The 7,596-nt window shown below is 65.8% G+C and carries 6 protein-coding genes; 5 read left to right on the forward strand and 1 reads right to left on the reverse strand.

Going from position 1 to position 7,596, the window contains the following annotated elements; genetic code table 11:
• Window positions 1–208: 208 nt before the first annotated feature.
• The 5 genes from ACS3WB_RS09060 to recJ all read left to right on the forward strand — a co-directional run bounded on the left by ACS3WB_RS09060 (window position 209) and on the right by recJ (window position 6,307).
• On the forward strand, window positions 209–571 hold the full coding sequence (locus tag ACS3WB_RS09060; RefSeq protein ID WP_438275229.1) for a hypothetical protein: 363 nt from the start codon (window positions 209–211) through the stop codon (window positions 569–571).
• A gap of 168 nt (window positions 572–739) precedes the next feature.
• Complete coding sequence (locus tag ACS3WB_RS09065) at window positions 740–1,957, forward strand: LL-diaminopimelate aminotransferase (RefSeq protein ID WP_438275230.1); 1,218 nt, start codon at window positions 740–742, stop codon at window positions 1,955–1,957.
• Window positions 1,958–2,046: 89 nt separating this feature from the next.
• Window positions 2,047–3,369 carry a homoserine dehydrogenase gene (locus ACS3WB_RS09070; protein WP_438275231.1) on the forward strand — a complete coding sequence of 441 codons (1,323 nt, stop codon included), beginning with the start codon at window positions 2,047–2,049 and terminating at the stop codon, window positions 3,367–3,369.
• Between the two features lie 36 nt (window positions 3,370–3,405).
• Complete coding sequence (gene glpX, locus ACS3WB_RS09075) at window positions 3,406–4,401, forward strand: class II fructose-bisphosphatase (RefSeq protein ID WP_438275232.1); 996 nt, start codon at window positions 3,406–3,408, stop codon at window positions 4,399–4,401.
• A 64-nt stretch (window positions 4,402–4,465) separates the two neighbouring features.
• Window positions 4,466–6,307 carry a single-stranded-DNA-specific exonuclease RecJ gene (recJ, locus tag ACS3WB_RS09080; RefSeq protein WP_438275233.1) on the forward strand — a complete coding sequence of 614 codons (1,842 nt, stop codon included), beginning with the start codon at window positions 4,466–4,468 and terminating at the stop codon, window positions 6,305–6,307.
• Between the two features lie 7 nt (window positions 6,308–6,314).
• Here recJ and ACS3WB_RS09085 read toward each other — a convergent pair whose 3' ends face one another.
• Complete coding sequence (locus ACS3WB_RS09085) at window positions 6,315–7,538, reverse strand: lytic murein transglycosylase (protein ID WP_438275234.1); 1,224 nt, start codon at window positions 7,536–7,538, stop codon at window positions 6,315–6,317.
• Window positions 7,539–7,596 lie beyond the last annotated feature (58 nt).

Here is a 7,596-nt window from a genome sequence, read left to right on the forward strand (position 1 = left end):
TTTGTTCAAAATTCCGTCCGCGCGTAGCGGGCAGCGATCATGGCATAATCTGGGGAGCAATGCCGGTTTCGATGTGTTGCGGTGCGACAAAACATCTTTATACGGCCATATATGAGCCCTGATGAACTGTCTTAAGGACGCTGGGCCAGCGGGATAGCGGCTTTGGCGTTCCCGGACGATAATGATTCTAAGCGTGCGATTCGATCTGATGAAGCAAACGCATCATGATGCCGCAGGTTCGGATAGAGACGTGAGCGCGTCCGGCTCGACAGCCTCCAACCGGCGGGCGCTCAGATGGACGGGCTGTGCGATGGCCGGCGCGGCCACATTGGTGCTGCTGTCGCTGTCGCTCGGCGGCTGTTCGACGTCGATTGCGGATCTGCCTGTCGGCACGCCGCCGGATGCGCCGGAACGGGCGGCCGAGGTGCCGGACTATCCCGCGGTACATGACATGCCGGCGCCGAGAGACCATGCGGCGATGGCCCCTGCCGAACAGGCCAGGATTGAGAAGGAGCTGATCGCCGCGCGCGAGCACCAGTCCCAGGCGGCCCAGACCTCGGAGCCCAAATAAGCCTCGTATGGGCTGTCCCGGTTTGCGGTCCCGCCACGATACGCGAAGTGCTGGCGGAGCAGGGCGTCCGTGCTAAACTGCCGCGATTCAGCACGCGTGGAACCGTCAGGTCCGGTGACTTGGGACCCGTGCCGATCGCCCGTTAAATCCGGCCCGGAGCCAGGAGCCATGGAAGAATTTTATCGTATCCGCCGTCTGCCGCCTTACGTATTCGAACAGGTCAATCGCGCCAAGGCGGCCGCACGGAACGCCGGAGCCGATATCATCGACCTCGGCATGGGCAACCCGGACCTGCCGACGCCGTCCCATGTCCTCGACAAGCTCAAGGAAACCCTGGGCAAACCCAAGACCGACCGCTATTCGGCCTCCCGCGGCGTCACCGGCCTGCGCAAGGCGCAAGCAGGCTACTATGCCCGCCGCTTCGGAGTGAAACTCAATCCCGACACGCAGATCGTGGCCACGCTCGGCTCCAAGGAGGGCTTCGCCAACGTCGCACAGGCGATCACCGCGCCGGGCGATGTCGTGCTGTGTCCGAACCCGAGCTACCCGATTCACGCATTCGGCTTTTTGATGGCGGGCGGCGTGATCCGCTCGGTGCCGTCAGCGCCGACGCCGGATTTCTTTGCCGCCTGCGAACGCGCGATCATCCATTCCATACCGAAGCCGATCGCGCTGATCGTCTGCTATCCGTCGAACCCGACGGCGCAGATCGCGAGCCTCGATTTCTACCGTGACCTCGTCGCGTTCGCGAAGAAGCACGAGATCTTCATCCTGTCCGACCTCGCATATTCCGAGGTCTATTTCGACGACAATCCGCCGCCCTCGGTGCTTCAGGTGCCCGGCGCGATCGATGTCACCGTCGAGTTCACCTCGATGTCGAAGACGTTCTCGATGGCCGGATGGCGCATCGGGTTCGCCGTCGGCAACGAACGCATCATCGCGGCTCTCGCGCGGGTCAAATCCTATCTGGATTACGGGGCCTTCACGCCGATCCAGGTGGCGGCGACTGCGGCCCTGAACGGTCCGGACACCTGCATTCGCGAGATGCGCGACATCTATCGCAAGCGCCGCGACGCGCTGGTGGAATCCTTCGGCCGCGCGGGATGGGTGATCCCGCCACCGCAGGCTTCGATGTTCGCATGGGCGCCGCTGCCTGAACGGTTTCGCGATCTCGGCAGCATGCAGTTCGCAACCCTGATGGTCGAGAAATCCGGGGTCGTGGTCTCGCCCGGCGTCGCCTTCGGCGAGCACGGCGAGGGTTATGTCCGCATCGCCATGGTGGAAAACGAACAGAGAATTCGCCAGGCCGCCCGCGGCGTCCGCCACTTCCTTGAAAGCGGCATCGAAACGTTGCACAACGTGGTTCCTCTCGCCAACCGGCGATAGGCGCCGGTTCGGGGACGGCCTTGCGGCCCTTCGGGCCGGCCGTGCCTTGATCGTTCCTTGCAACACCGGTTTTCCAGCAGGTTTCCCTTATGGTCGCACCCCTGAAAGTGGGCATTGCGGGGCTCGGCACTGTGGGGTCCGCCGTGGTTCATCTCATCGAGCAGCAGGGGCGGGCGCTGTCGGCGCGCTGCGGGCGCGGCGTTCGCGTGGTCGCCGTCGCCGCGCGCTCGAAGACCAAGAAGCGCGATGTCGACCTGCGCGGCATTGCGTGGGCCAAGGATCCACTGGCGCTGGCGAACGATCCAAACATCGACTGCTTCGTCGAGCTGATGGGCGGTGCGGGCGACCCGGCGCAGTCGGCGATCGAGGCGGCGCTGAAATCGGGCAAGTCGGTGGTGACGGCCAACAAGGCGCTGATCGCCAAGCATGGCCTGCGGCTCGCCACTCTCGCCGAGCAGCACGGCGGTGCGCTGAACTACGAGGCCGCGGTCGGCGCCGCCATTCCCGTCATCAAGACGCTGCGGGAAGGACTTGCCGGCACCACGATCAACCGCGTCTACGGCATCCTCAACGGCACCTGCAACTACATCCTGACGCGGATGGAGCGCGAAAATCTCTCGTTCGCCGAGTGCTTGAAGGAGGCCCAGCGCCTCGGCTATGCCGAGGCCGATCCATCCTTCGACGTCGACGGTCATGACACCGCGCAGAAGCTGTCGATCCTGGCGAGCCTCGCCTTCGGCACCCGCGTCGCGCAGAGCGCGGTCTATGTCGAAGGCATCTCGTCGATCGCGCCGGAGGACCTTCGCGCGGCGGAAGAACTCGGCTACCGCGTCAAGCTGCTCGGCGTCGCGGTGCGCACCGCCAAGGGCATCGAGCAGCGGGTGCATCCGACCATGGTGCCGAAGACCTCGTCGATTGCGCAAGTCATGGGCGTCACCAATGCGGTCACCATCGACGGCGAGGGCATCCCGCCGATCACGCTGGTCGGTCCGGGCGCCGGGGGCGCAGCGACGGCGTCCGCCGTGGTCGCCGATATCGCCGATGTCGCGTGCGGCATTCGCGCCCTGCCGTTCGGGCGGCCGGCGTCGCGGCTGCTTGCGACCAAGAAGGCGCCGATGGAGCGCCATGAGGGGGGGTATTACATCCGGTTGATGGCGCGCGATTTCGCCGGCACCGCGGCGACAATCGCAACGCGGCTCGCGGAGCAGAAGATTTCGATCGAATCGATCGTCCAGCGCCATCCCAACGGTAAGCTGGATACGACTGAGACCGGCAAACCGGCAGAGCCCGTTCCCGTGCTTCTGATTACCTATGCGACCAGCGAGGACGCGGTGCATCGCGCGCTTCATGCGGTGAGGGCGGACAAGGTTATCACCGGCCGTCCGCAGGTCATCCGTATCGAAAAGAATTGAGGGATCCCGCCGCGCTGCCCGAGGAGAGTTGAAGCGATGTCGACAGATATTTCCATTCCGCCGCAACAGGCGCTCCGTCGTCTCCTGACGCTAGAGATCGTGCGCGTGACGGAGCGGGCGGCGGTGTCGGCGGCGCGCCTGCGCGGGCGCGGCATGGAGAAGGCGTCCGATCAGGCCGCGGTCGACGCCATGCGGCGCGAACTCAACAAGCTGCCAATCGATGGCACCGTGGTGATCGGCGAGGGCGAGATCGACGAGGCTCCGATGCTGTTCATCGGCGAGAAAGTCGGCAATTCCCACGGACCGGAGGTCGACATCGCGGTCGATCCGCTTGAGGGGACCGTGCTGTGCGCCAAGAACATGCCCGGCGCGATCGCCACTATCGCGATGGCCGAGCGCGGCACGCTGCTTCACGCCCCCGATTGCTACATGGACAAGATCGCGATCGGTCCCGGCTATCCGCAAGGAACGGTGGATCTCGATGCGCCGGTGGAAGAGAACATCATCAATCTCGCCAAGGCCAAGGGGGTCAAGCCGACCGAGATCACCGCCATTCTGCTCGACCGCCCGCGCCATGCCGCCAAGATCGCCGCGCTGCGCAAGATCGGCGCCGCCGTGAGTCTGATCAGCGACGGCGACGTCGCCGGCGTCATCCACACGGCGGAGCCGCGAACCGGAATCGACATTTATCTGGGCAGCGGTGGCGCGCCGGAAGGCGTGCTGTCCGCGGCGGCGCTGCGCTGCATCGGCGGCCAGATGCAGACCCGCCTCATCATCGACAACGAATCCTTGCGCGAGCGGACCCTGCAGATGGGGATCAAGGACCCCAAAAAGAAATATGAGATTGGAGACATGGTGAAAGGCGATTGCGTATTCGCCGCAACCGGCGTGACCTCGGGTTCACTGCTCTCGGGCGTGCGTTTCGGCAAGGACGTGATCAAGACCGATACGGTGGTGATGCGCTCGGTGACGGGCACCGTGCGCCGCATCAAGGCCGAGCACCGGCAGTTGGATAAATTTCATTTGGATTGACATCAATCTTCGCGCGACGCCGTGGGACTGGCGCGAAAAATTCTCGCAAGGCGCGGACGACATCATGACCTTGCCTGCCACCGCATTTCCGATCGAAGCGCCTGACGCTTTTCTCGGCGTCGCGCATTCGGTGACCGGGCGTCTGTGGCGCGACCGCCTCGATGCGCGGGGCGCGGCGCGTGCGCTGGCGATCGCGCAGCGGCATCAGTTGCCGGAAATGCTGGCGCGCGTGATCGCGGGCCGCGACGTCGAGATCGATGCGGTCGCGGATTTTCTCGATCCCACCATCCGCCGGCTGATGCCCGATCCCTTCACCGTGACGCAGATGGAGGCGGCGGCGAAACGGCTCGCCGATGCCGCGATGCGCGGCGAGACGGTCGCGATCTTCGGCGACTATGATGTCGACGGCGCGACCTCGGCGGCGCTGCTCACCTGGCATCTGCGCCATTGCGGCCTCACGCCGCTGATCCACATCCCGGACCGGATTTTCGAGGGCTACGGCCCGAACGTCGACGCGATCAACGCGCTCGCAGCAAAGGGCGCGACGCTGCTTGTGACGGTCGATTGCGGCACCACGAGCATCGAGCCGCTGGCTGTCGCAGGGCAACAGGGCATGTCGGTGGTGGTGATCGATCATCACCAGTGTGGCGACGATCTGCCGGATGTGGACGCGCTGGTGAATCCGAACCGGCCGGACGATCTCTCTGGCCTCGGGCATCTCGCCGCCGTCGGTCTTGTGCTGGTGACGCTGGTCGCGCTGAACCGCGAACTGCGCCAGCGCGGCTTCTGGACGCCCGAGCGGCCGGAGCCTGATCTCCTGAACATGCTGCATCACGTCGCGCTCGGCACGGTCGCCGACGTCGCGCCGCTGACCGGCCTCAACCGCGCCTTCGTGGCGAAGGGGCTGATCGCGCTGCGCCGCCGCGATCACATCGGTCATACCGCGCTGATGGATGTCGCGCGGCTGAACGGCCCGCCTGAAGCCTGGCATCTCGGCTTCATGCTTGGGCCGCGCATCAATGCCGGTGGCCGTATCGGACGTGCTGACCTGGGCGTGCGGCTGTTGCTCGAAGGCGACGTCTCGGAAGCGGCGCGCATCGCCGCCGAACTCGATCGCCTCAATACCGAGCGTCGCGTGATCGAGCAGGCGGCCGAGGCGCAAGCGGAAGCCGAGGCGCTGGCCTCGCTCGGTCTTGAAGATAAGGGCTCCGTCATCGTCACGGCGTCCGAGGGTTGGCATCCCGGCGTGGTTGGTCTCGTCGCGTCGCGGCTGAAAGACAAGTTCGGCCGGCCCGCCTTCGTCGTCGCGCTGGAGCCGGGCGGAATCGGCACCGGATCGGGGCGCTCCATCGGCGGCGTCGATCTCGGCAGGGCGGTGCGGCAGGCGGTGACCGACGGCGTGCTGCTCAAGGGCGGCGGTCACGCCATGGCGGCGGGCGTCACGCTGCGCAAGGAACGACTGGCGGAATTCCGCGCCTACATGGAGAAGGCGCTCGCCGCCGACGTGGCCCGGTCGCGTCACGTCAACGAACTGTTCATCGACGGCGCGGTCAGCGCGCGTGCGGTGACGCCCGAGTTCGTGGCGATGCTCAATCGCGCGGGACCATTTGGTGCGGGCAATCCCGAACCGGTATTGGCTCTGCCGTCGCACCAACTCATCCATGCCGACGAGGTCGGGCAGACGCACCTCCGGCTGCGATTCAAGTCGGGTGACGGGGCGATCGTCAACGGCATCGCGTTCCGCGCGGTCGGCCAGCCGCTCGGCAACGCGCTGGCGCAAATGCGCGGACAGCCGCTGCATGTGGCGGGGTCGCTGGCTGTGGATCGCTGGCAAGGCGCGGAGCGCGTGCAACTGCGCGTCACGGACGTCGCGGTGCCCGATCCGGGACCAGCGACAATTCGATAGGTTTCGGCTACAATCCCTGCCGGAGCTTCGCCAGCACTTGCAGTCCTGCATAGCCGTCGGCGGGCAGGCCGACGCGGGTCTGGAAATCCTTCACCGCTTTCATGGTGTCATTGCCGACGCGGCCGTCGGTGCCACCGGTGTCGAAGCCGGCCTTGGTCAGGCGCGTCTGCACTTCCTGCACTTCGGCGAGCGTGAGCGCGCGCTCGGAGCCGGGGAAGGGCTGGATGAAAGGCGGCGCGCCGAGGATGCGATCGCCGAGATGGCAGATCGCGAGCGCGTAGTTCATCGACGGATTGTAGCTGCGCACGGCGTAGAAATTTGGTCCCAGCAGGAATGTCGGGCCGCCCGGCTCGGGGATCCAGAGCTTGGCCGAGGCGTTCGGCTGCGGAAACGCCTTGCCGTCGGCGCGATGCACGCCTGCAGCCGCCCAAGCGGCGTAGCTGCGATTGCCGCTCGCGCCGCCGGGCGCGCGCACCTCATATCCCCAATGCTCGCCGCGATGATATTTGCCGCGGTTGATGAGATAGCGCGCGGTCGAGCCCAGCGCGTCGTCGGGCTTCCCGAACGGCGAGACCCGGCCGTCGTGGTCATAGTCCATGCCGACGTTGAGCCAGACCTCCGGCATCCATTGCGTATGCCCCATCGCGCCGGCCCACGAGCCGCGCATCTCCTCGGGCGTGCTCCAGCCTTTGTTCACGATGCGCAGCGCGTTGATCAGTTCGGTTTCCCAATAGGTGCGCCGCCGCGGTTCGTTCCATGCCAGCGCCGCCAGCGAGGGGAATACCGGCCGCATGTGATTCTTCTGCACCAGGGGATCGCCGAACGCGGACTCGACGCCCCACAGCGCGAGCAGCGTGCCGCGTTCGACGCCGAAATCGTGCTCGATCCGAGAAAACAGCGTCTCGTTTTTTCGCAGCGCCTCCTTGCCGGCGATGATGCGCCAGTCCGAAACGCGGCGGTTGATGTATTGCCAGGTCTTCTCGTGAAACTCCGGCTGGTTGCGCATCTGCTTGAACACGCTCATGTCCGGCTCGATCCGACCCATGCAGCGATTCCACGTCGCCTCCGAGATGCCCTTCGCCAGCGCGCGGGCACGAAAACTGTCGCGCCACTGCTCGAAGCCTTGCGGCGTCGCTGCGAGAGCCGGGAAGGGCGTGAGCATCGCCGCCGCGCCGAGACATTGCAGCGCGCCGCGCCGGCTGATCCGGATTGGGGAATCGAAAGTTTTCATGCGGCGAGCTTAACGGAGGGAAGCGTCCGGCGGCAAAGGTTCATTGCGTCGCGGGAAC

This window comes from Nitrobacter sp. (assembly GCF_051535215.1).
Taxonomy (GTDB): Bacteria; Pseudomonadota; Alphaproteobacteria; order Rhizobiales; family Xanthobacteraceae; genus Nitrobacter.

Bases quoted from the DNA above. Each gene is read 5' to 3' on its own strand.
- ACS3WB_RS09060 (WP_438275229.1), top strand. From the start codon at position 209: ATGAAGCAAACGCATCATGATGCCGCAGGTTCGGATAGAGACGTGAGC.
- glpX (WP_438275232.1), top strand. From the start codon at position 3,406: ATGTCGACAGATATTTCCATTCCGCCGCAACAGGCGCTCCGTCGTCTC.
- ACS3WB_RS09085 (WP_438275234.1), bottom strand. From the start codon at position 7,538: ATGAAAACTTTCGATTCCCCAATCCGGATCAGCCGGCGCGGCGCGCTG.
- ACS3WB_RS09065 (WP_438275230.1), top strand. From the start codon at position 740: ATGGAAGAATTTTATCGTATCCGCCGTCTGCCGCCTTACGTATTCGAA.
- ACS3WB_RS09070 (WP_438275231.1), top strand. From the start codon at position 2,047: ATGGTCGCACCCCTGAAAGTGGGCATTGCGGGGCTCGGCACTGTGGGG.
- recJ (WP_438275233.1), top strand. From the start codon at position 4,466: ATGACCTTGCCTGCCACCGCATTTCCGATCGAAGCGCCTGACGCTTTT.